The organism is Shigella sp. FC1567 (genome assembly GCF_001743015.1).
Taxonomy (GTDB): Bacteria; Pseudomonadota; Gammaproteobacteria; order Enterobacterales; family Enterobacteriaceae; genus Escherichia; species Escherichia coli.
Genome location: NZ_MIIV01000388.1, coordinates 1 through 26,374, shown reverse-complemented (window position 1 = coordinate 26,374; position 26,374 = coordinate 1). Strand labels below are relative to the sequence as shown.

The following is a 26,374-nucleotide window of genomic DNA, read 5'->3' as shown; positions in this document are numbered from 1 at the left end:
GCTGTTTTACGCGTATGACAGGATACGGAGGACGGTTGTGGCGCACGTCTTCGGTGAACGCACTCTGGCCACACTGGAGCGTCTTCTGAGCCTGCTGTCGGCCTTTGAGGTCGTGGTATGGATGACGGATGGCTGGCCGCTGTATGAATCACGCCTGAAGGGAAAGCTGCACGTTATCAGCAAGCGTTACACTCAGCGCATTGAGCGACATAATCTGAATCTGAGACAACATCTGGCAAGGCTGGGACGGAAGTCACTGTCGTTCTCAAAATCGGTGGAGCTGCATGACAAGGTCATCGGGCATTATCTGAACATAAAACACTATCAGTAAGTTGGAGTCATTACCATAATTCGTGTAATGGTTAGTGTCATTGATATATTCATTCATTGTCACAAAGTTTTTATCAGAGAAACGGTAACCAGCGAAAGTGAGCTGGCTACCGGTAGATTCAAAACGTTTTGAATAGTTAGCGCGGTAGCTATAACCCGTTTCTTTATCCTGATTATGCAACTGAGTATCAGATCGTGTGACATCAAAAGATAATGAACCCAATGAGTTAAGGTTAAAGCCAACGCCGGCAGCCAGAGATTGATAATCACGGTTTGTTAAAACTGAACCACCATGCAGGGATACATTGTTCAGCCAACCCCATGAGAATTCACCAGTCCAGAAGAAGGGTTGTTGTAAGGAATCACCACCAACGCTGGTCGGTTTACCCATAGCAGTGGTGTAGCGAATCTGCCCTTTACGCGTCAGATAAGGAATACTATTAGATGCAACTTGCCATTGCGTGACTTGCCCGTCCTCTTCTTCAACCTTGACGTCCAGTTGCCCCTGTAATGTATTGAATAAATTAGTAATAGCAAATGGGCCAGGAGGAACATTTTCTTGATAAATAATACGGTTGTTCTGTGAGACAGTGACCTTTGCATTCGTTTGTGCAACACCCGTGATTTGCGGTGCGTAACCACGTAGATCAGGCGGCAACATATTCTCATCGCTTTTCAACGAAACGCCAGAAAAATGGAAAGAGTCGAAAATAGAGGATTCAGTATCGTATTGACCTATAGTTAGTTTTGCATTAATTGCTGGGATTGGGCGAAACAAATAAATACGCGGAAAATCCAGGTTGTTCGCCTGGCTTTTGCCATTGTTAAATGACTGATCGTACTGGTAATCAGTACGCAGGCGCCAGGCCCCAAGATTAACCCCAGCCTGCCCATAGGAACTTATATTTTGTGAATTATCGCCCTGATGTGGTGCATAATGAGAGGCATATAAATTGTAGTCAAGAAATGCCCCAGCAATACCATGATCCCAAAGTTCAGGAGGCGTCCAGTTTGCATCTTTGTATTTTAACCATGCCTGAGGTGCAGATATGGATAATTGCATTTTCCCTTTATCGAGATAAGTTGTAATTTGTTTTTCTTTTTCGATAGGGTAACAACCATCGATCAGGTTTTGCTGAGCCTCTTCAATAATCTCATCAGTAAAGCCTAATAATGTTAATTGCTCTGGAGTCAGACAAACTGCAGTTTGGTTATCAATTAATACCCATTGCAGGTCCAGATGGATTGGCGTCCTTTTATTATTAATAATAGCGTTTAATGAGTATTTACCTACGGGTAATTGGCCATCAGTTTCAAATTGGGAAAGGTTAACGTTTTCACGATCTTCGGCTTCGATTAAATCTTTGTTGAATTCAACGGCATAAGCTGACGCACAACCAATGATGAGAACGGATAATGAACAATAAATATTTTTAATCAATTCGCTTATTGTGGTTAATTTTAATTTTTTATACATCTGTTCCACTTATCATTAATCCGTTAATGATGTGGCCGGGCGAACCCGGCCTAATGTGATTACTCGTAAGCAATCTTATAGTCAGTCTGAGCGTAAACGTTGCCCGGGGTAGCATCTTTGCCCGGGGATTCCATACGAACTTTGAAGTTCAGTTCCTGATAGCTGTTAGTATTGTTGAATGTAATTACTACCGGAGTACCTAAAGTCACTTCGCCGCTCTGGCTATTCAGAATACGTACGCCAACGCCTGTGGCACCACCGATTTCAGTTTCTTTGGTGTTTTTCAGCAGGTCAGTCTGACCCGTCATAGTATTCGCTGTGGTGAAAGTAACCTTCGCTTTTGAATAAGTGGTTCCACCCTGGCTCAACATGCAGTCTTGCAGGTGAATAGTGAAAGGCTCAGCCAAAGATTTCTGGTCGCTTTTCAGAACGGTATCTGCTACTTCACCCAGATTTACAGTTAAGTCTTCGTCACCTGGTTTAATTGAACATGGAGCAGAGATAACTTCACCTTTAAATTTAACAATGCCGTGACCTTCGTCAGCAAATACGTTATTGGAAAGAATCATTGCTACGCCAGCAACAAGAAGTGACTTTTTAAAAGCAGACATAATATTCCTTTATATAAATATAAGTAGAAAATGAATGATTAGTAACTGTTATTTAAGGATTGCTAATCATTCAAATATTATATTTTACTTTTCGGGTTTTATGAAATTAGTTTATCTAAATATGGATTAAGTAAAACTTAAAAAAATACATAACAATAATATTTTCAATTGCACTCATTCATTTTTGTGGTGATATTCTGAATGGAATTAAGCGATAAGGTAATAGAAAGCACTGTAAATTAGAAGATTAATTCATAATTTACAGTGCATTAAAGACAAATGTTTACAGCGTTGGGGGGAGAGTCTCTGGATCTGGCTGCTTTTTAATCTCAGTACTGCGATTTTCCAGTTCGCTCATTCTTTGTTCAAGCAGCGCCAGTTTCTCACGAGTCCGTAACAGGACTTGCGTTTGGACGTCGAACTCTTCACGGCTTACAAGGTCGAGGCGCGTCAGCTGAGCTTGTAGGGTTTGGCGGATTTTTTTCTCCACATCTTCCCCGAACTCCCTGATTCCTTTAGGCATTGATTCGTGAACTTGGCGAGCGATTTGCTCAATTTTTTTCGGGTCAATCATTGTAGTTTCCCTGTACTGATAGGTGTTGAGTACCATTGTAGTGCGATAAGGGTAAGTCATAAACCAGAATTATGTGAAGCTATGCGTTGCTGCCGCTAATCATTAGCGTTATAGTGAATCCGCTTATTCTCAGGGCGGGGCGAAATTCCCCACCGGCGGTAAATCAACTCAGTTGAAAGCCCGCGAGCGCTTTGGGTGCGAACTCAAAGGACAGCAGATCCGGTGTAATTCCGGGGCCGACGGTTAGAGTCCGGATGGGAGAGAGTAACGATTCTGTCGGGCATGGACCCGCTCACGTTATTTTGGCTATATGCCGCCACTCCTAAGACTGCCCTGATTCTGGTAACCATAATTTTAGTGAGTTTTTTTTACCATGAATCAGACGCTACTTTCCTCTTTTGGTACGCCTTTCGAACGTGTTGAAAATGCACTGGCTGCGCTGCGTGAAGGACGCGGTGTAATGGTGCTTGATGATGAAGACCGTGAAAACGAAGGCGATATGATCTTCCCGGCAGAAACCATGACCGTTGAGCAGATGGCGCTGACCATTCGCCACGGTAGCGGTATTGTTTGCCTGTGCATCACTGAAGATCGCCGTAAACAACTTGATCTGCCAATGATGGTAGAAAATAACACCAGCGCCTATGGCACCGGTTTTACCGTGACCATTGAAGCGGCTGAAGGTGTGACTACCGGTGTTTCTGCCGCTGATCGTATTACGACCGTTCGCGCAGCGATTGCCGATGGCGCAAAACCTTCTGATCTGAATCGCCCGGGCCACGTTTTCCCACTTCGCGCGCAGGCAGGTGGTGTACTGACGCGTGGCGGTCATACTGAAGCGACTATTGATTTGATGACGCTGGCAGGCTTTAAACCGGCTGGTGTGCTGTGTGAGCTGACTAATGACGATGGCACGATGGCGCGTGCACCAGAGTGCATTGAGTTTGCCAATAAACACAATATGGCGCTCGTGACTATTGAAGACCTGGTGGCATACCGTCAGGCACATGAGCGTAAAGCCAGCTGAAAACCGCTGCTTAATTACTGCCTTAATCAAGAAACCGAAGTTGTAGCTGGCTTCGGTTTTTATTTTGCCCTGCTATGCAAGATGTTAATTCCGCTTCTCTTTCTATGAGAAAATTTCATTAATATCAGGCATTCTTTTTCATTATGATCAAAATCATATAATTGTTCCGTTATTATGCGACCATATGAATATATCCGAAAAAGGATATGTGAAATTTATGCGCTAAATGTTTAGTATTGTTAAATATTAAGGGTAAAGGATGTTTATCGCCTGGTACTGGATTGTATTGATTGCTCTGGTTGTGGTGGGTTATTTCCTGCATTTGAAACGTTATTGTCGGGCGTTTCGCCAGGACAGAGACGCACTGCTTGAAGCGCGGAACAAATACTTAAACAGTACGAGAGAAGAGACAGCCGAAAAGGTAGAATAAGGCTTTCGTGAAGCTGGCAGAAGTTGTCCATGTGCTGGACAACTTCTGATGTTGTTTTTAACCAATTCCCGCCGTTTGTAGCAGCACTAAACTGAATCCCATCACTGACATTCCACATAGTACGCCATAGCTGGGGTTATTATTAGGGTCAATCTCTTTGGCGAGCGGCATTAATTCATCAACCGAGAGCGCCACCATAATTCCTGCAACCGCCGCCATGACCACCGGGGAAATCATGCTACCGAGGATTAACCACGCCAGCACACCACCAAGAATTTCTGCTAGTCCAGAAATCCCCGCCCACAGAATCGCGGTGCGTTTAGACCCCGTTGCCGCATAAACCGGGCCTGCCACTGCCAGACCTTCAGGGATATTGTGCAACGCGACGGCCAGTGCGATGCCAAATCCCAGCTCCAGGTTGCTGCTCGCCGTGACAAAGGTGGCAATCCCTTCCGGGAAGTTATGCAGACTGATGCCGAGAGTGAGCAGAATGGCTGTGCGCTTGATCGATTTTGGCAACGGCTGCACCGATTTTTGCATTAAATCCTGCGGATGCGCATGCGGCAACATGCGGTCCAGGCCAAAGTAGCCAAGCAGACCGAAGATAAACATTCCATAACCCAACACAGGCGATATTCCTTCAGCTGCTAGTGCGGCAGGAAGCATTTCCATTAATGAGATGAGCAACATGATCCCCGCCGCAAAACCTAGCGAAAACGCCAGTAAGCGGTTCGAGGGTTTTTGTCCGAGAACGCCGAGAAACGCGCCAATAAACGTGGCTGCCCCCGCCAGTATGGTCAGAATGAGAGGTACTGACATCGACAACTCCTTATAAATCTTCACCTTCAGGCAGATCGTCAAAATAACTGATGATCATCATCATTGTTATCCGGGTTCTTACTCCGCCGAACAAGCGTATTGTGAGGATATCAAAATGACACCCTTAGTTAAGGATATCATCATGTCTTCAACACGTATGCCAGCATTGTTTTTAGGTCACGGTAGTCCGATGAACGTGCTGGAAGATAATTTGTATACCCGCAGCTGGCAGAAGTTGGGGATGACATTGCCACGCCCGCAAGCGATTGTGGTGGTTTCGGCTCACTGGTTTACCCGTGGAACAGGAGTGACCGCGATGGAGACGCCGCCCACGATTCATGACTTTGGTGGCTTCCCGCAGGCGCTGTACGATACGCATTATCCTGCTCCGGGTTCGCCTGTGCTGGCACAGCATCTGGTTGAGCTGTTAGCGCCGGTCCCGGTGACGCTGGATAAAGAAGCCAGGGGCTTTGACCACGGTTCCTGGGGCGTGCTGATTAAGATGTATCCTGACGCCGATATCCCGATGGTGCAGTTGAGTATCGACAGTAGCAAACCTGCCGCCTGGCATTCGAATGGGCGCAAACTGGCAGCGCTGCGAGATGAAGGAATAATGTTGGTCGCCAGTGGCAACGTGGTGCATAACCTGCGTACAGTGAAGTGGCACGGTGATAGTTCACCATATCCTTGGGCGATGTCGTTTAATGAGTATGTGAAAGCGAATCTGACGTGGCAAGGGGCGGTAGAGCAGCATCCTCTGGTGAATTACCTCGACCATGAAGGTGGCGCGTTATCGAACCCAACGCCGGAGCACTATCTGCCGTTGTTGTATGTCTTAGGTGCGTGGGATGGGCAGGAGCCAATTACCATTCCGGTCGATGGTATAGAAATGGGCAGCCTGAGTATGCTGTCGGTGCAGATAGGTTAACAATTACCGGATGGCGAATGCCATCGGCATCATTGATTACTCAACAAAAATATGTGGATAAAACCGAGACATATCCTGGGTGATCAATGCACGGTCTTCACGAATGCCAATTCCGGCGGGTTGATCGTTCACCAGCCAGCTACCAATCAGCATATAGCTGTCGCCGAATTTCGGTAACGGATGGAATTGCTGAACAATCATCCCTTCTTCGCCATACGGACCTTCCGCTGCTTCAATGGTTTTGCCGTTCTCAATGATCGACACGTTTGCGCCTTCACGGGAGAAGATCGGTTTAACCACATATTTTTCCATTTGCGGATGATCATCTTCCGCAAAATAAGCGGGCAGCAGGTTCGGGTGATTCGGGAACATCTCCCACAGTAGCGGTAGAAGCGCTTTGTTGGAGATAATGCTCTTCCACGCCGGTTCCAGCCAGCGTACGCCTGCATCCTCCAGCTTGGTGGAGAACATCTCACGCAACATAAATTCCCATGGATACAGCTTGAACAGGTTGGAAATTACCTGATCCTGTAAATCCGTGAACTGACTTTTTTCACCTAACCCGATATCGTCAATGTAGAGGAACTCGGTAGCGATTTCAGCTTCCGTCGCGCAGTCCTGCAAATACTGAATGGTTCCGCGATCTTCCACCGTGTCGCGACAGCAGGTGAGATGCAGCAACTGGAAGCCATACTGTTCACGCAACTCGACAAAGCGATCGATTAGCTTTTCTTGCAGACTGTTAAACTGGTCGCTGCCCTCCGGCAAGTTACCGGCGTTAAGCTGATCTTCCAGCCAGATCCACTGAAAGAACGCCGCCTCGTATAGTGACGTTGGTGTATCGGCGTTATTTTCCAGCAGTTTAGGTTCGCCAGTGCCATCCCATGCCAGATCAAGACGCGAATAAAGCGATGGCTGGTGAGTCAGCCATGACTGACGCACAAAACTCCAGGTGTGTTTTGGAATGCGGAATTTGGTCATCAGCTCATCGCTGGCGATCACTTTTTCCACCACTTTCAGGCACATCTGGTGCAGTTCGGCGGTGACTTCTTCCAGCTTTTCAACCTGGGCGAGGGGCAACTTGTAGTAAGCATCTTCACACCAGTACGGCTCGCCGTACATGGTGTGAAAATTGAAACCGTATTCGTGGGCTTTTTCACGCCAGTCCGGGCGCTCGGTAATACTGACTCTTTCCATCGGTATCAGCCACCCATTGAACGAGAAGAGGTGCCGGTTGCGCTACGCTGCATAGTGCTTTGTTTGGCAACAGATTCACCAAAACCGCCACGGGTAACGGTAGTAGTGGTCGCCGGTTTTGGTGCCATGGCTGTCTTCGGTACGGTCATGGTGCGGCCTGGCTGGGCTGCGCCATAGTTTTTACCCGTCGCGTCGGTATATTTACCGTAAGCCGGGCTGGCTGGGTTTTTCGAGGAGAACAGCGGCTGCTGTGCAAATCCCGCGCCGCCGCCCATCAGACGCCCCATCATGTAACCGGCCATCAGCGGCATCCAGAAACTCCCGCTGGATTGCTGGGCCTGCGCCTGGTTTTCTGGTGCCATGCCAGCCTGGGCTGGTGCCTGCTGGCACTGACCTTCACCAAATTCAGCAACACAGTCTTCACGGGTGGCGTATTTCGGCGCAGTACGTTCGGCTTCTTTCAGCGCATTGTTGTACGCGGTGGTACATTCGGCGCTTTTGCCTGGGTTTGCAGCTGAACAGTCGTCAGCATTTTGATAGAGAGACACTGTTTCATCACTCTTTTCACAGCTAGCCAGCATAAAAACAGTGGCAACCGCGAGAGCGACTGGTGTCAGATGGCGTGCGCTCCAGTTTTTGCGGAACGATGCGTGGCGTATGGATTTTGTCCGTTTCATTTTTGTCTTCCGGGACCAGTGGTAAATACCCATCAGAATAGAGGATGGCTGGTCGAAATTGAAGCGAGAAGGGGGAAGAATGCGGCAGATAACCCGTATCTTTACGTTGTCTTACGTTCAGACGGGGCCGAAGCCCCGTCGTCGTCATCAGTTACGGAAAGGGTTATGACCGTTACTGGTGGTAGTGCGTGCGGATGTTTGCTGAACGACGGGTGCCGGGCTATCAGGCGCATAACCATCAGCAATAGCATTCTGTTCCGGCGTTTGCGGGGCAACGTTTTCCGGATTAGTGGAAACCGGTTTGCTCAGCGCATTGTTCAGTGCCAGCAGATCCTGCTCGTTCAACGTACCCAGGGCTGACTTAATATTCAGCTGATTAATCAGGTAGTTATAACGCGCATTTGCCAGCTCTTGCTTAGCGTTGTACAGCGTGGTGGTTGCATCCAACACATCAACAATGGTACGCGTACCGACCGAGTAGCCCGCTTCCATCGCGTCTAATGAGCTTTGAGCGGAAACTACGGCTTGTTTGTAGGCGTTAATGCTACTGATAGATGCATTAATGTTGTTGAAGGAGGAACGTACGGTTTGCACGATGCTACGATGCGCGCTTTCCAGTTGCTCGCTGGCACCAACAAAGTTGTACTGGGCCTGTTTCACCTGCGAGTTAACCATTCCGCCCTGATAAATCGGCAGCGAGAAGCTCAGGCCCACTTTGTTCTGGCCCATATTGCTGTCGTCATACTGGGTACCAGCGGCACCACGAGTTTTCGAACCGCTATAAGAGGTGTCAGAAATCCCGGTAGAAGCCGTTAAATCCAGCGTCGGTAAGTGACCATCCTGCGCCTGGCGAATTTGCTCGCGCGCCAGGTCCTGGCTCAAGCGTGCCTGTAACAGCGACAGGTTGCGTTTTTCGGCTTCTTTCAGCAGCGCGTTAACCGGCTGTGGTTTGTCGGTTTTAAAGTTTTCGACATTCAGCGCCGCCAGTTCCGGATAGTAGTTACCGGTGATCTGGCGCAGCTGCTCTACCGCGTTATCAAGGTTATTACGTGCGGTCACTTCGTTCGCCAGCACGGTATCGTACTGCGCGCGGGCGTTCTGCACGTCGGTGATCGCTACCAGGCCCACGTTAAAACGTTGGGTGGTTTGATCTAATTGACGGTAGATCGCTTCTTTTTGTGCCTGTGTATAGGAAAGAACGTCAATAGCATTCAACACGTTGAAATAAGCGGTCGCGGTGTTGAGGATCAAGGTTTGCTGATCGGTCTGATATGTGACGTCCTGAATCCCTGCTGCTTTTTCCTGCAGCGTTAACGCACGCCATTTCGACATATCAAAAATGGATTGAGTTAACTGCAGGGACGCACTGGTCGCGTTCGAGTTGATGCCGTTCGCGTCGCGGTAGCCGTTGCTATAGGTGTAATCTGCACCTAAACCTAGCTGTGGCAGTAATGGACTGCGCGCTTCATTAATTTTTTCAAAGGCAGCATCACGATCGGCGGCAGACTTACGCAATTCCGGGTTACTAAGGCGTGCTTGCTGATAAACTTGCATCAGGTTCTCGGCCTGGCTCAACGAACTGAACCCAGAAAGGCTCAGGCCGATAAGAATGGGGAGCAATTTCTTCATTTGCATTCCTTGTGGTGAAGCAGTATTTAGCGCGATCAAACTGTAAAATTATTGCGGATTCTAGCAGAAGCCGCTACCGCAAAAGGTTGGCGTTACGTGCCATAGGGCGTTAATGTGCCTCAATTTAACACATGACTGCTCAAACGGCAGTCAAACGTCGCTGAAATTCACATTTAATTCACTATTAGTGCCAGGACATTAACAATGCTTAAGCCAGACAACCTGCCCGTTACATTTGGCAAAAACGATGTAGAAATTATTGCACGAGAAACACTTTATCGCGGCTTTTTTTCATTAGATCTTTATAGATTTCGTCATAGTCTATTCAACGGGCAAATGAGTCATGAGGTGCGGCGGGAAATTTTTGAGCGCGGTCACGCCGCAGTCTTGCTACCCTTTGACCCAGTGCGTGATGAAGTTGTGCTGATTGAGCAGATTCGAATTGCCGCGTACGACACTAGCGAAACCCCCTGGCTACTGGAGATGGTTGCCGGGATGATTGAAGAGGGTGAAAGTGTGGAAGATGTTGCCCGTCGCGAAGCGATTGAAGAGGCGGGGCTGATAGTCAAACGGACCAAACCGGTGTTAAGTTTCCTGGCAAGCCCGGGGGGCACCAGTGAGCGTTCGTCAATTATGGTGGGCGAAGTGGACGCCACGACCGCAAGCGGTATTCATGGTCTGGCTGATGAAAACGAAGATATTCGCGTTCATGTGGTAAGCCGGGAACAGGCATACCAGTGGGTAGAAGAGGGGAAAATCGACAACGCAGCGTCGGTCATCGCTTTGCAATGGCTGCAGCTGCACCACCAAGCGTTAAAAAATGAGTGGGCATAAATGAAGCGTTACACACCTGACTTTCCTGAAATGATGCGCCTGTGCGAGATGAACTTTTCACAATTGCGCCGTTTGTTACCGCGCAATGACGCACCCGGCGAAACTGTAAGCTATCAGGTGGCAAACGCACAATATCGGCTGACGACTGTGGAATCGACCCGATACACTACCCTGGTGACAATAGAACAGACTGCGCCCGCGATCAGTTACTGGAGCCTTCCGTCAATGACGGTGCGTCTGTATCATGACGCGATGGTGGCTGAAGTGTGTTCAAGCCAGCAGATTTTTCGCTTCAAAGCGCGGTATGATTATCCTAATAAAAAGTTGCATCAACGCGACGAAAAGCATCAAATTAACCAGTTTTTAGCGGACTGGTTGCGATACTGTTTAGCACATGGAGCGATGGCGATTCCGGTTTACTAGCGTCGTGAAACCTAAGGACACCATTTGGAAAGCCTGTTAACCCTTCCTCTGGCTGGTGAGGCCAGAGTCAGGATTTTACAAATTACCGATACTCACCTGTTTGCACAAAAGCACGAAGCCCTGTTAGGGGTAAACACCTGGGAAAGCTACCAGGCGGTGCTGGAGGCGATTCGTCCACATCAGCACGAATTCGACCTGATTGTCGCGACAGGTGATTTAGCGCAGGATCAATCCTCTGCGGCCTATCAGCATTTCGCTGAAGGCATCGCAAGTTTTCGTGCGCCCTGCGTCTGGCTGCCGGGCAACCACGATTTCCAGCCCGCGATGTACAGCGCGTTACAGGATGCGGGTATCTCCCCGGCGAAGCGCGTGTTTATTGGTGAGCAATGGCAAATCCTGTTGCTGGATAGCCAGGTGTTTGGCGTGCCGCACGGTGAGCTGAGCGAGTTTCAGCTTGAGTGGCTGGAACGTAAACTGGCCGATGCGCCAGAACGCCATACGTTGCTGCTGCTGCATCATCATCCGCTACCTGCGGGTTGTAGTTGGCTCGATCAACACAGTCTGCGTAACGCGGGCGAACTGGATACCGTGCTGGCGAAGTTTCCGCACGTCAAATACTTGCTGTGCGGTCATATTCATCAGGAGCTGGATCTCGACTGGAACGGTCGCCGCCTGCTGGCAACGCCGTCGACCTGTGTGCAGTTTAAGCCGCACTGTTCCAACTTTACGCTGGATACCATCGCGCCCGGCTGGCGTACTCTCGAGTTACATGCTGATGGCACGCTGACCACCGAGGTGCATCGCCTGGCGGACACACGTTTCCAACCTGATACCGCTTCAGAAGGCTACTGATGTCTACGCTTCTTTATTTACACGGTTTCAACAGCTCGCCGCGCTCTGCAAAAGCGAGCTTGTTAAAAAACTGGCTGGCGGAACATCACCCTGACGTTGAGATGATCATTCCGCAGTTGCCGCCGTATCCTTCCGACGCGGCAGAGCTGCTGGAATCCATTGTCCTGGAACATGGCGGCGATTCGCTGGGTATTGTCGGTTCGTCACTGGGGGGATATTACGCCACCTGGTTGTCACAATGTTTTATGCTGCCCGCAGTGGTGGTAAACCCGGCGGTGCGCCCGTTTGAACTGCTGACGGACTATCTCGGTCAGAACGAGAACCCCTACACCGGGCAGCAATATGTGCTAGAGTCACGCCATATTTACGATCTTAAAGTCATGCAGATTGACCCGCTGGAAGCGCCGGATTTGATCTGGCTGCTGCAACAGACGGGAGATGAAGTGCTGGATTACCGCCAGGCGGTGGCGTACTACGCTTCCTGCCGCCAGACTGTCATAGAAGGCGGCAACCACGCATTCACGGGCTTCGAAGATTATTTCAACCCGATCGTCGATTTTCTTGGTCTGCACCATCTCTGACGATCAACTCGAATTACTAACTTAAACCATGACGCAAACTTATAACGCTGATGCCATTGAGGTACTCACCGGGCTTGAGCCGGTTCGCCGCCGTCCGGGGATGTATACCGATACCACTCGCCCTAACCATTTGGGGCAAGAAGTCATTGATAACAGTGTGGATGAAGCACTGGCGGGTCACGCAAAACGCGTGGACGTTATTTTACATGCTGACCAGTCGTTAGAAGTTATTGACGATGGGCGCGGGATGCCGGTGGATATTCACCCGGAAGAGGGTGTACCGGCGGTTGAACTGATTCTTTGCCGTCTGCATGCAGGCGGTAAATTCTCTAACAAAAATTACCAGTTCTCTGGCGGCCTGCATGGCGTGGGGATTTCGGTGGTTAACGCCCTGTCGAAGCGCGTAGAAGTTAACGTGCGCCGCGATGGTCAGATTTATAACATCGCCTTTGAAAATGGCGAAAAGGTGCAGGATTTACAGGTTGTCGGCACTTGCGGTAAACGCAATACCGGAACCAGCGTCCATTTCTGGCCGGATGAAACCTTCTTCGATAGCCCGCGTTTTTCTGTTTCACGCCTGACGCATGTGCTGAAAGCCAAAGCAGTACTGTGCCCCGGCGTTGAGATTACCTTTAAAGATGAGATCAACAACACCGAACAGCGCTGGTGCTATCAGGACGGTCTGAATGATTACCTGGCGGAAGCGGTAAACGGTTTACCGACGCTGCCAGAAAAACCGTTTATCGGTAATTTCGCTGGCGATACTGAAGCGGTGGACTGGGCGCTACTGTGGCTGCCGGAAGGCGGTGAACTGCTGACCGAAAGCTACGTCAACCTGATCCCAACGATGCAGGGCGGTACCCATGTTAATGGTCTGCGTCAGGGCCTGCTGGACGCGATGCGTGAGTTCTGTGAATACCGCAACATTCTGCCGCGCGGTGTAAAGCTGTCGGCGGAAGATATCTGGGATCGCTGCGCCTATGTGCTGTCAGTAAAAATGCAGGATCCGCAGTTTGCCGGGCAGACCAAAGAGCGTCTCTCTTCGCGTCAGTGCGCGGCATTCGTTTCTGGCGTGGTGAAAGATGCCTTTATCCTGTGGCTGAACCAGAACGTTCAGGCGGCGGAGTTGCTGGCAGAGATGGCGATTTCCAGCGCCCAGCGTCGTATGCGTGCGGCTAAAAAAGTGGTGCGTAAAAAGCTGACCAGCGGTCCGGCGCTGCCTGGCAAACTGGCTGACTGTACCGCGCAGGACCTTAACCGCACCGAACTGTTTCTTGTGGAAGGTGACTCCGCAGGCGGATCTGCCAAGCAGGCGCGCGATCGCGAATATCAGGCGATCATGCCACTGAAAGGTAAGATCCTTAACACCTGGGAAGTCTCTTCCGACGAAGTGCTGGCTTCGCAGGAAGTGCACGATATTTCGGTAGCGATCGGTATCGATCCTGACAGCGACGATTTGAGCCAGCTTCGTTACGGCAAGATCTGTATCCTGGCGGATGCTGACTCCGATGGTCTGCACATTGCCACGCTGCTCTGCGCTTTGTTTGTAAAACACTTCCGCGCGTTGGTGAAACACGGTCACGTTTACGTCGCACTGCCACCGCTCTACCGTATTGATCTCGGGAAAGAGGTTTATTACGCGCTGACGGAAGAAGAGAAAGAGGGCGTACTTGAGCAATTAAAACGCAAGAAAGGCAAGCCGAACGTCCAGCGTTTTAAAGGTCTGGGGGAAATGAACCCGATGCAATTGCGCGAAACCACGCTTGATCCGAACACTCGCCGTCTGGTGCAGTTGACTATCGATGATGAAGACGATCAGCGTACTGACGCGATGATGGACATGCTACTGGCGAAGAAACGCTCGGAAGATCGCCGCAACTGGTTGCAAGAGAAAGGCGACATGGCGGAGATTGAGGTTTAAAGGAAAGAACATTGCCCGGTCAGGATGGCCGGGCAAACAAGGCAGGATTAAATCCCTGGCTGCAGAATACGAATATTCATCTCCAGCACGTCACCTTTTACGGCTTCGCTGTACGCCTTCATGTGCGGGGTTTGCAGATGCGCTTCAAGGTGCGCGATGCTTTCCCACTGCTCAATCATCACGATAGAATCCGGTGCCATAGACTGGAAACTCACGCCAGCAGCGCAATCCACCATTGGCGCATAGCCGTGGCAACCTTCTTCTTTCAGTACGGTTGGAACGATTTTAGCAAACTGATCCAATACCGCCTGACGGTGATGTTGACCAGGACGAGTACGGATTTCTGCGATTACGGTAAGCATGGTTAACTCCTTCTAAAGCCTGAGCTCTAGTTAACCAAAAATTTCCACAAGATGCTTGCGATATTCTTCAGTATAGCGGGGAACATCAGGCATTTTTATCACGTCATTAGCGATAAATGTCGGCAGCGGTTCCATGCCAAGGAATTGGTTTGCTTTATGGAACGGCAGATACACACCGTCGACGCCAACGCCGTGGAAGAATTGATCTTTTTCGGTGAAGGCTTCCATTGGTGCGTTCCAGGTCAGAGAAAGCATATATTTTTTGCCCTGTACCAGGCCGCCGGAACCGTATTTTTTTGACGGATCTTTGCGGGTACGGCCATCGCTGGCATACAGCGTCCCGTGACCTTCGGTGAATACATCATCAATGTATTTTTTCACTGTCCACGGCGCGCCCATCCACCAGCCTGGCATCTGCCAGATCACCACATCAGCCCAGAGAAAGTTTTGTACTTCCGCTTTGACATCGTAGTCGCTGTCGGCGCGAACGATGCGAACATCATGCCCGAGGTCGCGCAGTGTGCCATCCGCGACTTCGGTCAGGGTGTCATTCAGTTGACCATTGGAGTGGGCGAATTTTTTCGCGCCGTTGATAATCAGAATGTTGCTCATTTTTTAACCTCAAGGTGAGACGTTTGCCGACTATAGTACGTCACAGAGCGGTACGGTGAAATTAGCAAAATGTGCAAAGTCTTTTGCGAATTTAGCAAAAGTCTTACCCTTACCAGCTTACTTTCGCCTCAAATCCACCTTGTTCCGCATTCCCAAACTCAACATTCATGCCATGCAGCTTGGCGATTCGCTGGACAATCGATAGCCCAAGTCCACTGCCGGTAGCGGTTTGTCCGGAGGGGCGATAGAAGCGTTCGCCAATTCGCGCCAGTGCCTCTGGTGTCACACCGGGGCCGTTATCCCTCACGATGAAATTATCGGCATTCAGCGTGACGTCCACCACGCTGCCCTGTGGACTGTAACGCACGGCGTTATCCAGCAAATTTCGCACCAACAAACTTAGCAATAGCGGTTGTCCGGTGCGTTTGATGCCCTGGACATTGAGTGTCAGTCGCACGTCAATTTTCGCCTGCTGCGCCGTGTGGTAAATATCCATCACCGACGATTGCAGGAGATCTTCAAGCGGGATCTCCGCGACGTCCTGAAGGTTATCCAGTGAGTCCAGCCGCGATAGCGTGAGCAGTTGATCAACCAGACGAGTAGCGCGATCGATCCCGGAATGTAATTGGAGCAGTGCTTTTTTCCGTGCCTGCGGATCATCGTCAGAGAGCTGCGCAACTTCGGTTTGCACTTTCAGCGCTGTTAACGGGCTACGTAGTTCGTGAGCTGCATCGGAGGTAAAGCGTCGTTCTCGAACCATCATCGCATGTGTGCGGGCGAACAGTTGATTTAGCGACTCAACCAGTGGTCGCACTTCGCTGGGTACGCCAGTCGCGTTTAGTGGTTTTTCCGAGTCAGGGTCACGCATACGTAGTGCCAGCGCCAGTTTGTTCAGCGGCGCGAGTTCACGACCCAGTAGTACCATCATGATGATTAACATAATCGGCAGTGCGACCAGCCACGGGATCAATTGCCCGGCAACAATCGCCAGCGCCATGTCTTCACGGTATTCCCATTCCTGGCCAACAACGATGCGATATTTGCCATCAGGTGAGGTCATCCAGACAAAACGCCAAGGATCGTCTTCACCGACCAGTTGCCCGTCAGCAAAACCTTCCCGTTGATAGCTATAGGGAATATCTTCTCCGTTATCGCTATCATTAAGGACCATTCTGCCGTCGTGGGTAAAGATGGCAAAGGTCAGCGCATCGTCATCAACATGACCGTGTTTTAATTTATTTGGCGTCTGTGCCATGCGATCCGCCGCGTTGATTTCGTTGAGATCGAGCGTACTTAACCGCTTGGCAAACAGCATCAGTTGGGTGTCGAACAATTCATCGACGTTATCCGTTGTTTGTTTCCAGGCGACAAAGCTGGAAAGCAGCCAGGTCACCGAGGCCAGAATTAAAAAGATTAGCGTCAGCCTGACGCGCAGACTAAGACGTTGGGTAAATTTCATTTCTCACCTAATGTGTAGCCAATACCATGCACGGTACGAATAAAATCACTACCGAGTTTGCGTCGCAGATGATGCACATGCACTTCAACGGCATTACTGGTGACCTCTTCGTCCCAGGTATACAGTTTCTCTTCAATCAGTTTGCGCGGCAGTACCCGACCAGCGTTACGCATCAGTAATTCCAGCAGGGCAAATTCTTTTGGTTTCAGTGTTAAGGGTTCGCTAGCCAGCGTGGCGATACGTTTGCCGGGGTCGAGCATGACGTTACCGTGGCGCAGCTCGTTGCTGGCCTGGCCGTTGGTTCGGCGCATCAGAGCCTCCAGCCTGGCGGCGACTTCTATCAACGCAAAAGGTTTACACAGATAATCGTCAGCTCCCAGACGCAGCCCTTCTACACGTTCCGCTAACGCATCACGCGCGGTCAGGATCAGTACCGGCTCACGCTGACCTTTCTCTCGCCATTCGCGCAAAATATCGCGACCATCCATGCCTGGTAAGGTTAAATCCAGGATCACCGCATCATAAGGTGCGCTATAAAGCGCCTCTTTTCCCTGACGACCTTGTGTAAACCAGTCGACACTAAAACCCATTTTACTAAGGCCAGTTTTGATGCCGTCGCCAATCAGCATGTCATCTTCTATCAGTAAAATTCGCATTTTTTCATCCCTGCGATAACCGTATTTGCTGCCAGTAAACCGTGTTGTAACGCGCTCTGTACAGCATTAAATTTTATTTTTTTCCCTTAAGAAGTTGTTAAGGACTATCTTGTTAAATGCTCGGAAACAGACATTAAAGGGAGTAATAAACATGAAAAAATTCGCAGCAGTAATCGCAGTAATGGCCCTGTGCAGTGCACCGGTGATGGCAGCAGAGCAGGGCGGTTTTTCTGGCCCATCGGCAACGCAAAGTCAGGCCGGAGGATTCCAGGGGCCGAACGGCAGCGTAACGACTGTAGAAAGCGCAAAATCCCTGCGTGACGACACCTGGGTAACCCTGCGCGGCAATATCGTTGAACGCATCTCTGACGATCTCTACGTGTTTAAAGATGCCAGCGGTACTATCAATGTTGATATCGACCACAAACGCTGGAACGGTGTGACGGTGACGCCGAAAGATACGGTTGAGATTCAGGGGGAAGTCGATAAAGACTGGAATTCTGTTGAAATTGACGTCAAACAGATCCGCAAAGTAAATCCGTAATTGTTACCGCTCCCGGGACGCGTTCCCGGGAATAATTTCGCAGGGAGGCAAAATGACAAACCTGACACTGGATGTAAACATTATCGATTTCCCATCAATCCCTGTGGCGATGTTGCCGCACCGCTGTAGCCCTGAGTTGCTCAACTACAGTGTGGCGAAATTTATCATGTGGCGTAAAGAGACGGGGCTTTCTCCTGTTAACCAAAGCCAGACTTTTGGCGTCGCCTGGGACGACCCTGCCACCACCGCACCGAAAGCGTTTCGCTTTGATATCTGCGGCAGCGTTAGCGAACCGATTCCCGATAATCGTTATGGTGTGAGCAATGGTGAACTTACCGGTGGACGTTATGCCGTGGCCCGCCACGTTGGCGAGCTGGACGATATTTCACACACGGTATGGGGCATCATTCGCCACTGGCTGCCTGCAAGCGGCGAGAAAATGCGTAAAGCACCGATTCTGTTTCACTACACCAATCTTGCCGAAGGTATGACAGAACAGCGACTGGAAACGGATGTTTATGTGCCGTTAGCGTGATGGGGAATCTTTACCGGAGTGTGAGCCAAATCACTCGCGATAAGTTTGAGCGAACAATGCCACAGGCGTATTGTTGTTGGGCTTATAATTTCTCCGGTAAGGAATACCATGTATACGCGAAATTTATTATCCGGTGCGCCGTAAGCCGTCTCGGGGGTATCCATGAGCAAGCCGCACTTATGGCAGGAGGCGCGGGGCACTGGTGGAGACACAGCTAAACTGGGCTGAACCGTATACTTACAGTCGACTACTTTGATGCTTTAGGCTTCCCTGGACTCGCATAACCTCAACTTCTCGAATCGCCCGGAGCGGACCCCCATGCCGAGTGGTGTGGCATGGGCGCAACCTTGTGCTGCCCTCTATGCCGATCAAGTCTACAGCAAAGAGTTGTATATCAAGGCACATTGATGCCTTTATCGCCGTCGGAGCACGTCCGGCGGCGCTATTCACGCTGATCTCCTGTGACTCGACGCGGCAGATAATGTAGTATCTCCGGCAATATTGCCCCTTTGAAGGCTGGCGAATAAGTTGAGGAATCAGAATTAATGAGCGATATGGCAGAGCGCCTTGCGCTACATGAATTTACGGAAAACGCCTACTTAAACTACTCCATGTACGTGATCATGGACCGTGCGTTGCCGTTTATTGGCGATGGTCTTAAACCTGTTCAGCGCCGCATTGTGTATGCGATGTCTGAACTGGGCCTGAATGCCAGCGCCAAATTTAAAAAATCGGCCCGTACCGTCGGTGACGTACTGGGTAAATACCATCCGCACGGCGATAGCGCCTGTTATGAAGCGATGGTCCTGATGGCGCAGCCGTTCTCTTACCGTTATCCGCTGGTTGATGGTCAGGGGAACTGGGGCGCGCCGGACGATCCGAAATCGTTCGCGGCAATGCGTTACACCGAATCCCGGTTGTCGAAATATTCCGAGCTGCTATTGAGCGAGCTGGGGCAGGGGACGGCTGACTGGGTGCCAAACTTCGACGGCACTTTGCAGGAGCCGAAAATGCTGCCTGCCCGTCTGCCAAACATTTTGCTTAACGGCACCACCGGTATTGCCGTCGGCATGGCGACCGATATTCCACCGCATAACCTGCGTGAAGTAGCTCAGGCGGCAATCGCATTAATCGACCAGCCGAAAACCACGCTCGATCAGCTGCTGGATATCGTGCAGGGGCCGGATTATCCGACTGAAGCGGAAATTATCACTTCGCGCGCCGAGATCCGTAAAATCTACGAGAACGGACGTGGTTCAGTGCGTATGCGCGCGGTGTGGAAGAAAGAAGATGGCGCGGTGGTTATCAGCGCATTGCCGCATCAGGTTTCAGGTGCGCGCGTACTGGAGCAAATTGCTGCGCAAATGCGCAACAAAAAGCTGCCGATGGTTGACGATCTGCGCGATGAATCTGACCACGAGAACCCGACCCGTCTGGTGATTGTGCCGCGTTCCAACCGCGTGGATATGGATCAGGTGATGAACCACCTCTTCGCTACCACCGATCTGGAAAAGAGCTATCGCATTAACCTCAATATGATCGGTCTGGATGGTCGTCCGGCGGTGAAAAACCTGCTGGAAATCCTCTCCGAATGGCTGGTGTTCCGTCGCGATACCGTGCGCCGCCGACTGAACTATCGTCTGGAGAAAGTCCTCAAGCGCCTGCATATCCTGGAAGGTTTGCTGGTGGCGTTTCTCAACATCGACGAAGTGATTGAGATCATTCGTAACGAAGATGAACCGAAACCGGCGCTGATGTCGCGGTTTGGCCTTACGGAAACCCAGGCGGAAGCGATCCTCGAACTGAAACTGCGTCATCTTGCCAAACTGGAAGAGATGAAGATTCGCGGTGAGCAGAGTGAGCTGGAAAAAGAGCGCGACCAGTTGCAGGGCATTTTGGTTTCCGAGCGTAAAATGAATAACCTGCTGAAGAAAGAACTGCAGGCAGACGCGCAAGCCTACGGTGACGATCGTCGTTCGCCGTTGCAGGAACGCGAAGAAGCGAAAGCGATGAGCGAGCACGACATGCTGCCGTCTGAACCTGTCACCATTGTGCTGTCGCAGATGGGCTGGGTACGCAGCGCTAAAGGCCATGATATCGACGCGCCGGGCCTGAATTATAAAGCGGGTGATAGCTTCAAAGCGGCGGTGAAAGGTAAGAGCAACCAACCGGTAGTGTTTGTTGATTCCACCGGTCGTAGCTATGCCATCGACCCGATTACGCTGCCGTCGGCGCGTGGTCAGGGCGAACCACTCACCGGCAAATTAACGTTGCCGCCTGGGGCGACCGTTGACCATATGCTGATGGAAAGCGACGATCAGAAACTGCTGATGGCTTCCGATGCGGGTTACGGTTTCGTCTGCACCTTTAACGATCTGGTGGCGCGTAACCGTGCAGGTAAGGCTTTGATCACCTTACCGGAAAATGCCCATGTTATGCCGCCGGTGGTGATTGAAGATGCTTCCGATATGCTGCTGGCAATCACTCAGGCAGGCCGTATGTTGATGTTCCCGGTAAGCGATCTGCCGCAGCTGTCGAAGGGCAAAGGCAACAAGATTATCAACATTCCATCGGCAGAAGCCGCGCGTGGAGAAGATGGTCTGGCGCAATTGTACGTTCTGCCGCCGCAAAGCACGCTGACCATTCATGTTGGGAAACGCAAAATTAAACTGCGCCCGGAAGAGTTACAGAAAGTCACTGGCGAACGTGGACGCCGCGGTACGTTGATGCGCGGTTTGCAGCGTATCGATCGTGTTGAGATCGACTCTCCTCGCCGTGCCAGCAGCGGTGATAGCGAAGAGTAATATGCCGGGGAGGGCCTGTTTCCTCCCGCTTGCAAGGAACGCCGGATGAAACGTTAAGTCGTCATCCGGCAGCGTATTCAACCCCCGGAAACGATAAAAATTCCCTTGAAACCGTTGTTTATTCATGCGTTGCGATTAACAATACGCTTTTCCAGAGAGCGGCTTTTAACAATGCCCTAACCTGATTTCAGGTGACGTACAATGCCAGTCTCTCAGACCTTCAGAGGTTGTTATGCTATATATCTTTCGTCTTATTATTACCGTGATTTACAGCATCTTAGTCTGTGTATTCGGCTCCATTTACTGCCTTTTCAGCCCGCGTAACCCGAAACATGTGGCCACCTTTGGGCATATGTTTGGCCGTCTTGCGCCGCTGTTCGGCCTGAAAGTTGAGTGCCGCAAACCTGCAGATGCTGAAAGCTACGGCAATGCTATCTATATCGCTAACCACCAGAACAACTATGACATGGTGACAGCATCGAACATTGTGCAACCGCCGACGGTGACGGTAGGTAAAAAGAGCTTGCTGTGGATCCCCTTCTTCGGGCAGTTGTACTGGTTAACCGGCAACTTATTGATCGACAGAAACAATCGCACTAAAGCTCACGGCACCATTGCGGAAGTCGTGAATCATTTCAAAAAACGCCGTATTTCCATCTGGATGTTCCCGGAAGGAACCCGCAGCCGTGGTCGCGGCCTGCTACCGTTCAAGACTGGAGCATTTCACGCGGCAATTGCGGCGGGCGTCCCGATTATTCCCGTGTGCGTCTCTACAACTTCGAATAAGATTAATCTTAATCGACTGCACAACGGTCTGGTGATTGTCGAAATGCTGCCGCCAATTGACGTCAGTCAGTATGGCAAAGATCAGGTTCGTGAGCTGGCTGCCCATTGTCGTTCGATAATGGAACAAAAAATCGCCGAGCTCGATAAAGAAGTCGCAGAACGCGAAGCCGCCGGAAAAGTTTAAGTCGGCAATCTGTATTTTTGCGGGGAACACTTTCCTGCACGGTATTACTTTAGCCAGTTTTACATGGAGCAAATATGTCACTCAGTCGGCGTCAGTTCATTCAGGCATCGGGGATTGCACTTTGTGCCGGCGCTGTTCCCCTGAAGGCCAGCGCAGCCGGGCAACAGCAACCGCTACCCGTTCCGCCGCTACTTGAATCTCGCCGTGGGCAACCGCTGTTTATGACTGTACAACGTGCGCACTGGTCATTTACGCCAGGGACACGCGCGTCGGTCTGGGGAATCAATGGTCGTTACCTGGGGCCGACTATCCGCGTCTGGAAGGGCGACGATGTTAAGCTTATTTACAGCAACCGCCTGACAGAAAATGTCTCAATGACGGTGGCCGGGCTACAGGTACCAGGCCCGCTGATGGGCGGTCCGGCACGGATGATGTCGCCAAACGCTGACTGGGCACCCGTACTGCCCATTCGCCAGAACGCAGCTACTCTGTGGTATCACGCCAATACTCCCAACCGCACGGCTCAGCAGGTCTATAACGGCCTTGCCGGAATGTGGCTGGTGGAAGATGAAGTCAGCAAGTCGCTGCCTATCCCCAACCATTATGGTGTGGATGATTTTCCGGTCATTATCCAGGATAAACGGCTGGATAACTTTGGTACGCCAGAATACAACGAACCGGGAAGCGGCGGCTTTGTTGGTGATACGCTGCTGGTTAACGGTGTACAAAGCCCGTACGTTGAAGTCTCGCGTGGCTGGGTGCGCTTGCGACTGCTGAACGCGTCGAACTCTCGTCGCTATCAACTACAGATGAGCGATAGTCGCCCGTTACATGTGATTTCTGGCGATCAGGGATTCCTGCCTGCTCCTGTATCGGTGAAGCAACTTTCGTTGGCACCGGGCGAGCGCCGCGAGATTCTGGTGGATATGAGCAACGGTGATGAAGTGTCGATCACCTGTGGCGAAGCGGCGAGCATTGTTGATCGTATTCGTGGCTTCTTTGAGCCATCCAGCATTCTGGTTTCTACCCTGGTGCTAACGCTGCGCCCAACCGGCCTTCTGCCGCTGGTCACAGACAGTCTTCCGATGCGCTTGCTGCCAACTGAAATCATGGCCGGTTCGCCGATTCGCAGTCGCGATATCAGTCTGGGTGATGACCCGGGTATTAATGGACAACTGTGGGACGTCAACCGTATTGATGTCACCGCGCAGCAAGGAACGTGGGAACGCTGGACGGTACGCGCGGACGAGCCGCAAGCGTTCCATATTGAAGGCGTGATGTTCCAGATCCGTAACGTGAATGGTGCGATGCCGTTCCCGGAAGACAGAGGCTGGAAAGATACCGTTTGGGTTGACGGACAAGTGGAGCTGCTTGTTTATTTCGGTCAGCCTTCCTGGGCGCACTTCCCGTTCTACTTCAACAGTCAGACGCTGGAAATGGCGGACCGTGGCTCGATTGGGCAACTGTTAGTCAATCCGGTACCGTAATCTTCATACTCGCCCGAGGAGGGCGAGTATGGAATACTTTTCGATTTCTCTTTCGTTCCGGCTTATAATCCCCGGCCTTTGATTATTTTTTTATCATTTCTGGAAGCAAAATGAGCTCTATCTCCCTGATCCAACCGGATCGCGACCTGTTCTCCTGGCCGCAGTACTGGGCCGCCTGTTTTGGACCGGCACCGTTTTTGCCGATGTCTAGTGAAGAGATGGATCAACTTGGCTGGGATAGCTGCGACATCATTTTGGTTACTGGCGACGCGTATGTCGATCACCCAAGCTTCGGGATGGCGATTTGCGGTCGTATGCTGGAAGCGCAGGGCTTTCGCGTCGGGATCATCGCCCAGCCGGACTGGAGCAGCAAAGACGACTTTATGCGTCTGGGTAAACCGAATCTGTTTTTCGGTGTTACTGCTGGCAACATGGATTCGATGATCAACCGTTATACCGCCGATCGCCGTTTACGTCATGACGATGCCTACACGCCGGATAACGTCGCGGGTAAGCGCCCGGATCGCGCCACACTGGTTTATACCCAGCGTTGTAAAGAGGCGTGGAAAGATGTACCGGTGATCCTCGGCGGTATTGAGGCTAGTCTGCGTCGTACCGCACATTATGATTACTGGTCCGATACCGTGCGCCGTTCCGTGCTGGTGGATTCGAAAGCCGACATGCTGATGTTTGGTAACGGTGAGCGTCCGCTGGTGGAGGTGGCGCACCGTCTGGCGATGGGCGAGCCGATTAGTGAAATCCGCGATGTGCGTAATACCGCGATTATCGTGAAAGAGGCCCTGCCTGGCTGGAGCGGCGTGGATTCCACCCGTCTTGATACCCCTGGAAAAATCGACCCAATCCCGCATCCGTATGGTGAAGATTTGCCGTGCGCGGATAACAAACCGGTGGCACCGAAAAAGCAGGAAGCCAAAGCCGTAACCGTGCAGCCACCGCGCCCGAAACCGTGGGAAAAAACCTACGTGTTGCTGCCTTCTTTCGAGAAAGTGAAGGGCGATAAAGTGCTGTACGCCCATGCTTCGCGTATTCTGCACCACGAAACCAACCCAGGCTGTGCCCGCGCATTGATGCAAAAACACGGCGACCGCTATGTGTGGATCAACCCGCCTGCTATTCCGCTTTCTACCGAAGAGATGGACAGCGTTTTTGCGCTGCCATACAAGCGCGTGCTACATCCGGCCTATGGCAATGTCCGTATTCCGGCTTACGAAATGATCCGTTTTTCGGTCAACATTATGCGTGGCTGCTTTGGCGGCTGCTCTTTCTGTTCTATCACCGAGCACGAAGGGCGCATTATTCAGAGCCGTTCCGAAGATTCGATCATTAATGAGATCGAAGCGATCCGCGACACCGTTCCAGGTTTTACGGGCGTAATTTCCGATCTCGGTGGGCCAACTGCCAACATGTATATGTTGCGCTGCAAATCGCCACGCGCTGAGCAAACCTGCCGCCGTTTGTCGTGCGTTTATCCGGATATTTGTCCGCACATGGACACGAACCACGAACCAACGATCAACCTCTATCGCCGTGCGCGTGATCTGAAAGGCATTAAAAAGATCCTGATTGCCTCTGGTGTGCGTTATGACATCGCCGTGGAAGATCCGCGCTATATCAAAGAACTGGCGACCCATCACGTCGGCGGTTATCTGAAGATTGCCCCGGAACATACCGAAGAAGGGCCGTTATCGAAGATGATGAAGCCGGGCATGGGCAGCTATGACCGCTTTAAAGAGCTGTTCGATACTTACTCAAAACAGGCAGGTAAAGAGCAGTATCTGATCCCCTATTTCATCTCCGCGCACCCCGGTACGCGTGATGAAGATATGGTGAATCTGGCGCTGTGGCTGAAAAAGCATCGTTTCCGTCTCGACCAGGTACAGAACTTCTACCCATCGCCGCTGGCGAACTCAACCACCATGTATTACACCGGGAAAAAACCGCTGGCGAAGATTGGTTATAAGAGTGAAGACGTCTTCGTACCGAAGGGCGACAAGCAGCGTCGTTTGCATAAAGCGTTGTTGCGTTACCACGATCCGGCAAACTGGCCGTTAATCCGCCAGGCGCTGGAAGCGATGGGTAAAAAGCATCTGATTGGTAGCCGTCGCGATTGCTTAGTGCCTGCGCCAACCATTGAAGAGATGCGTGAAGCTCGTCGCCAGAACCGCAATACCCGTCCGGCGTTGACGAAACATACGCCGATGGCGACCCAGCGTCAGACGCCTGCTACGGCAAAAAAAGCGTCGTCTACGCAATCTCGTCCGGTGAATGCTGGTGCGAAGAAACGGCCTAAAGCGGCGGTTGGACGTTAAATTCGCTGTTCCCGGTAGCAGAATTGCTACCGGGGATATTACATCAGAATCTATCTCATTAGGCATTTATTTATATGCCGAAATGGGTAATGCTGCCAACTTACTGATTTAGTGTATGATGGTGATTTTAAGGTGCTTGCGTGGCTTCCATTTCCATCAGATGTCCTTCCTGCTCCGCTACTGAAGGCGTGGTGCGTAACGGCAAAAGCACTGCCGGACATCAGCGCTATCTCTGCTCTCATTGCCGTAAAACATGGCAACTACAGTTCACTTACACCGCCTCTCAGCCCGGTACGCACCAGAAA

Annotated in this window: 25 protein-coding genes, 2 pseudogenes and 1 riboswitch; of the genes and pseudogenes, 16 read left to right on the top strand and 11 right to left on the bottom strand. The window is 51.0% G+C overall.

What is annotated here, in order from left to right; genetic code table 11:
* Positions 1-331 (top strand): annotated as a pseudogene (locus BHE85_RS18460) (IS1-like element IS1X2 family transposase); the annotation flags it as partial.
* Here BHE85_RS18460 and BHE85_RS18455 read toward each other — a convergent pair.
* The 3 genes and pseudogenes from BHE85_RS18455 to ubiK form a co-directional block, all read right to left on the bottom strand.
* Positions 302-1,807 (bottom strand): annotated as a pseudogene (locus BHE85_RS18455) (fimbria/pilus outer membrane usher protein); the annotation flags it as partial. The pseudogenes BHE85_RS18460 and BHE85_RS18455 overlap by 30 nt on opposite strands.
* A gap of 59 nt (positions 1,808-1,866) precedes the next feature.
* A complete protein-coding gene (locus BHE85_RS18450; protein ID WP_047931171.1) occupies positions 1,867-2,418 on the bottom strand; it encodes a fimbrial-like protein in 552 nt (183 codons plus the stop codon).
* A 283-nt stretch (positions 2,419-2,701) separates the two neighbouring features.
* The gene (gene ubiK / locus BHE85_RS18445; RefSeq protein WP_001297598.1) at positions 2,702-2,992 is read right to left on the bottom strand and encodes a ubiquinone biosynthesis accessory factor UbiK; all 291 of its coding nucleotides are present in this window, start codon (positions 2,990-2,992) and stop codon (positions 2,702-2,704) included.
* Positions 2,993-3,113: 121 nt separating this feature from the next.
* Positions 3,114-3,262: riboswitch (FMN riboswitch) on the top strand.
* Between the two features lie 103 nt (positions 3,263-3,365).
* On the opposite strand from ubiK, the gene ribB reads away from it, so the two are divergent.
* Together ribB and yqiD are read left to right on the top strand one after the other, a co-directional pair.
* Positions 3,366-4,019 carry a 3,4-dihydroxy-2-butanone-4-phosphate synthase gene (gene ribB, locus BHE85_RS18440; RefSeq protein WP_001076997.1) on the top strand — a complete coding sequence of 218 codons (654 nt, stop codon included), beginning with the start codon at positions 3,366-3,368 and terminating at the stop codon, positions 4,017-4,019.
* A gap of 259 nt (positions 4,020-4,278) precedes the next feature.
* Positions 4,279-4,449 carry a protein YqiD gene (gene yqiD / locus BHE85_RS26605; RefSeq protein WP_000469266.1) on the top strand — a complete coding sequence of 57 codons (171 nt, stop codon included), beginning with the start codon at positions 4,279-4,281 and terminating at the stop codon, positions 4,447-4,449.
* 57 nt (positions 4,450-4,506) lie between these two features.
* On the opposite strand, the gene zupT is transcribed toward yqiD, so the two are convergent.
* Complete coding sequence (zupT, locus tag BHE85_RS18435; RefSeq protein WP_004986270.1) at positions 4,507-5,268, bottom strand: zinc transporter ZupT; 762 nt, start codon at positions 5,266-5,268, stop codon at positions 4,507-4,509.
* Between the two features lie 142 nt (positions 5,269-5,410).
* Here zupT and ygiD point away from each other — a divergent pair, with 142 nt between their 5' ends.
* Positions 5,411-6,196: a 4,5-DOPA-extradiol-dioxygenase gene (gene ygiD / locus BHE85_RS18430; protein WP_171730061.1), complete on the top strand. Its 786-nt coding sequence runs from the start codon at positions 5,411-5,413 to the stop codon at positions 6,194-6,196.
* Between the two features lie 36 nt (positions 6,197-6,232).
* On the opposite strand, the gene BHE85_RS18425 is transcribed toward ygiD, so the two are convergent.
* The 3 genes from BHE85_RS18425 to tolC all read right to left on the bottom strand — a co-directional run bounded on the left by BHE85_RS18425 (position 6,233) and on the right by tolC (position 9,699).
* Positions 6,233-7,393, bottom strand: a complete 1,161-nt coding sequence (locus BHE85_RS18425; protein ID WP_039064248.1) for a glutathionylspermidine synthase family protein — start codon at positions 7,391-7,393, stop codon at positions 6,233-6,235.
* Between the two features lie 5 nt (positions 7,394-7,398).
* Positions 7,399-8,070 carry a DUF1190 family protein gene (locus BHE85_RS18420; protein ID WP_000831554.1) on the bottom strand — a complete coding sequence of 224 codons (672 nt, stop codon included), beginning with the start codon at positions 8,068-8,070 and terminating at the stop codon, positions 7,399-7,401.
* Positions 8,071-8,217: 147 nt separating this feature from the next.
* Positions 8,218-9,699, bottom strand: a complete 1,482-nt coding sequence (gene tolC, locus BHE85_RS18415; protein WP_000735275.1) for an outer membrane channel protein TolC — start codon at positions 9,697-9,699, stop codon at positions 8,218-8,220.
* A 204-nt stretch (positions 9,700-9,903) separates the two neighbouring features.
* On the opposite strand from tolC, the gene nudF reads away from it, so the two are divergent.
* From nudF to parE, 5 genes are read left to right on the top strand one after another with little or no spacing between them, the layout of a single operon-like run.
* Positions 9,904-10,533, top strand: a complete 630-nt coding sequence (gene nudF / locus BHE85_RS18410) for an ADP-ribose diphosphatase (RefSeq protein ID WP_000917128.1) — start codon at positions 9,904-9,906, stop codon at positions 10,531-10,533.
* Positions 10,534-10,956, top strand: a complete 423-nt coding sequence (locus tag BHE85_RS18405; RefSeq protein ID WP_000833396.1) for a DUF1249 family protein — start codon at positions 10,534-10,536, stop codon at positions 10,954-10,956.
* A 24-nt stretch (positions 10,957-10,980) separates the two neighbouring features.
* Positions 10,981-11,808, top strand: coding sequence for a 3',5'-cyclic-AMP phosphodiesterase (gene cpdA, locus BHE85_RS18400; RefSeq protein WP_000444747.1), 828 nt, complete (start codon positions 10,981-10,983; stop codon positions 11,806-11,808).
* A complete protein-coding gene (gene yqiA, locus BHE85_RS18395; protein WP_000105733.1) occupies positions 11,808-12,389 on the top strand; it encodes an esterase YqiA in 582 nt (193 codons plus the stop codon). Before cpdA ends, yqiA begins: the two co-directional genes overlap by 1 nt.
* Before the next feature lie 28 nt (positions 12,390-12,417).
* On the top strand, positions 12,418-14,310 hold the full coding sequence (parE, locus tag BHE85_RS18390) for a DNA topoisomerase IV subunit B (protein ID WP_000195274.1): 1,893 nt from the start codon (positions 12,418-12,420) through the stop codon (positions 14,308-14,310).
* A 47-nt stretch (positions 14,311-14,357) separates the two neighbouring features.
* Here parE and BHE85_RS18385 read toward each other — a convergent pair whose 3' ends face one another.
* The 4 genes from BHE85_RS18385 to qseB all read right to left on the bottom strand — a co-directional run bounded on the left by BHE85_RS18385 (position 14,358) and on the right by qseB (position 17,399).
* Positions 14,358-14,672: a putative quinol monooxygenase gene (locus BHE85_RS18385; protein ID WP_000958598.1), complete on the bottom strand. Its 315-nt coding sequence runs from the start codon at positions 14,670-14,672 to the stop codon at positions 14,358-14,360.
* Positions 14,673-14,702: 30 nt separating this feature from the next.
* Positions 14,703-15,284 (bottom strand): NADPH:quinone oxidoreductase MdaB, encoded by a 582-nt coding sequence (mdaB, locus tag BHE85_RS18380; RefSeq protein WP_000065430.1) that lies wholly within the window; start codon positions 15,282-15,284, stop codon positions 14,703-14,705.
* 109 nt (positions 15,285-15,393) lie between these two features.
* Positions 15,394-16,743, bottom strand: coding sequence for a quorum sensing histidine kinase QseC (gene qseC, locus BHE85_RS18375; RefSeq protein ID WP_000673395.1), 1,350 nt, complete (start codon positions 16,741-16,743; stop codon positions 15,394-15,396).
* Positions 16,740-17,399, bottom strand: coding sequence for a quorum sensing response regulator transcription factor QseB (gene qseB, locus BHE85_RS18370; RefSeq protein WP_001221496.1), 660 nt, complete (start codon positions 17,397-17,399; stop codon positions 16,740-16,742). The genes qseC and qseB overlap by 4 nt, the downstream gene beginning before the upstream one ends.
* Before the next feature lie 151 nt (positions 17,400-17,550).
* On the opposite strand from qseB, the gene ygiW reads away from it, so the two are divergent.
* From ygiW to BHE85_RS18335, 7 genes are all read left to right on the top strand, one after another.
* Positions 17,551-17,943, top strand: a complete 393-nt coding sequence (gene ygiW, locus BHE85_RS18365) for an OB fold stress tolerance protein YgiW (RefSeq protein WP_000712658.1) — start codon at positions 17,551-17,553, stop codon at positions 17,941-17,943.
* Between the two features lie 52 nt (positions 17,944-17,995).
* Positions 17,996-18,478: an AraC family transcriptional regulator gene (locus BHE85_RS18360; protein WP_000183511.1), complete on the top strand. Its 483-nt coding sequence runs from the start codon at positions 17,996-17,998 to the stop codon at positions 18,476-18,478.
* Positions 18,479-19,023: 545 nt separating this feature from the next.
* The gene (gene parC / locus BHE85_RS18355) at positions 19,024-21,282 is read left to right on the top strand and encodes a DNA topoisomerase IV subunit A (RefSeq protein ID WP_001281893.1); all 2,259 of its coding nucleotides are present in this window, start codon (positions 19,024-19,026) and stop codon (positions 21,280-21,282) included.
* 232 nt (positions 21,283-21,514) lie between these two features.
* A complete protein-coding gene (gene plsC, locus BHE85_RS18350; RefSeq protein WP_000965712.1) occupies positions 21,515-22,252 on the top strand; it encodes a 1-acylglycerol-3-phosphate O-acyltransferase in 738 nt (245 codons plus the stop codon).
* Positions 22,253-22,326: 74 nt separating this feature from the next.
* Positions 22,327-23,739, top strand: a complete 1,413-nt coding sequence (gene ftsP, locus BHE85_RS18345) for a cell division protein FtsP (RefSeq protein ID WP_000059398.1) — start codon at positions 22,327-22,329, stop codon at positions 23,737-23,739.
* Between the two features lie 110 nt (positions 23,740-23,849).
* Positions 23,850-26,069 (top strand): YgiQ family radical SAM protein, encoded by a 2,220-nt coding sequence (locus BHE85_RS18340; RefSeq protein ID WP_000095224.1) that lies wholly within the window; start codon positions 23,850-23,852, stop codon positions 26,067-26,069.
* Positions 26,070-26,209: 140 nt separating this feature from the next.
* Positions 26,210-26,374 (top strand): IS1 family transposase (locus BHE85_RS18335; protein WP_047664789.1); only part of this gene is annotated, 165 nt, incomplete at its 3' end.

What these genes read in the sequence shown, in the direction of transcription:
- BHE85_RS18450 (WP_047931171.1), bottom strand. Translation starts at nt 2,418, where the DNA reads ATGTCTGCTTTTAAAAAGTCACTTCTTGTTGCTGGCGTAGCAATGATT.
- ubiK (WP_001297598.1), bottom strand. Translation starts at nt 2,992, where the DNA reads ATGATTGACCCGAAAAAAATTGAGCAAATCGCTCGCCAAGTTCACGAA.
- ribB (WP_001076997.1), top strand. Translation starts at nt 3,366, where the DNA reads ATGAATCAGACGCTACTTTCCTCTTTTGGTACGCCTTTCGAACGTGTT.
- yqiD (WP_000469266.1), top strand. Translation starts at nt 4,279, where the DNA reads ATGTTTATCGCCTGGTACTGGATTGTATTGATTGCTCTGGTTGTGGTG.
- zupT (WP_004986270.1), bottom strand. Translation starts at nt 5,268, where the DNA reads ATGTCAGTACCTCTCATTCTGACCATACTGGCGGGGGCAGCCACGTTT.
- ygiD (WP_171730061.1), top strand. Translation starts at nt 5,411, where the DNA reads ATGTCTTCAACACGTATGCCAGCATTGTTTTTAGGTCACGGTAGTCCG.
- BHE85_RS18425 (WP_039064248.1), bottom strand. Translation starts at nt 7,393, where the DNA reads ATGGAAAGAGTCAGTATTACCGAGCGCCCGGACTGGCGTGAAAAAGCC.
- BHE85_RS18420 (WP_000831554.1), bottom strand. Translation starts at nt 8,070, where the DNA reads ATGAAACGGACAAAATCCATACGCCACGCATCGTTCCGCAAAAACTGG.
- tolC (WP_000735275.1), bottom strand. Translation starts at nt 9,699, where the DNA reads ATGAAGAAATTGCTCCCCATTCTTATCGGCCTGAGCCTTTCTGGGTTC.
- nudF (WP_000917128.1), top strand. Translation starts at nt 9,904, where the DNA reads ATGCTTAAGCCAGACAACCTGCCCGTTACATTTGGCAAAAACGATGTA.
- BHE85_RS18405 (WP_000833396.1), top strand. Translation starts at nt 10,534, where the DNA reads ATGAAGCGTTACACACCTGACTTTCCTGAAATGATGCGCCTGTGCGAG.
- yqiA (WP_000105733.1), top strand. Translation starts at nt 11,808, where the DNA reads ATGTCTACGCTTCTTTATTTACACGGTTTCAACAGCTCGCCGCGCTCT.
- parE (WP_000195274.1), top strand. Translation starts at nt 12,418, where the DNA reads ATGACGCAAACTTATAACGCTGATGCCATTGAGGTACTCACCGGGCTT.
- BHE85_RS18385 (WP_000958598.1), bottom strand. Translation starts at nt 14,672, where the DNA reads ATGCTTACCGTAATCGCAGAAATCCGTACTCGTCCTGGTCAACATCAC.
- mdaB (WP_000065430.1), bottom strand. Translation starts at nt 15,284, where the DNA reads ATGAGCAACATTCTGATTATCAACGGCGCGAAAAAATTCGCCCACTCC.
- qseC (WP_000673395.1), bottom strand. Translation starts at nt 16,743, where the DNA reads ATGAAATTTACCCAACGTCTTAGTCTGCGCGTCAGGCTGACGCTAATC.
- qseB (WP_001221496.1), bottom strand. Translation starts at nt 17,399, where the DNA reads ATGCGAATTTTACTGATAGAAGATGACATGCTGATTGGCGACGGCATC.
- ygiW (WP_000712658.1), top strand. Translation starts at nt 17,551, where the DNA reads ATGAAAAAATTCGCAGCAGTAATCGCAGTAATGGCCCTGTGCAGTGCA.
- BHE85_RS18360 (WP_000183511.1), top strand. Translation starts at nt 17,996, where the DNA reads ATGACAAACCTGACACTGGATGTAAACATTATCGATTTCCCATCAATC.
- parC (WP_001281893.1), top strand. Translation starts at nt 19,024, where the DNA reads ATGAGCGATATGGCAGAGCGCCTTGCGCTACATGAATTTACGGAAAAC.
- plsC (WP_000965712.1), top strand. Translation starts at nt 21,515, where the DNA reads ATGCTATATATCTTTCGTCTTATTATTACCGTGATTTACAGCATCTTA.
- ftsP (WP_000059398.1), top strand. Translation starts at nt 22,327, where the DNA reads ATGTCACTCAGTCGGCGTCAGTTCATTCAGGCATCGGGGATTGCACTT.
- BHE85_RS18340 (WP_000095224.1), top strand. Translation starts at nt 23,850, where the DNA reads ATGAGCTCTATCTCCCTGATCCAACCGGATCGCGACCTGTTCTCCTGG.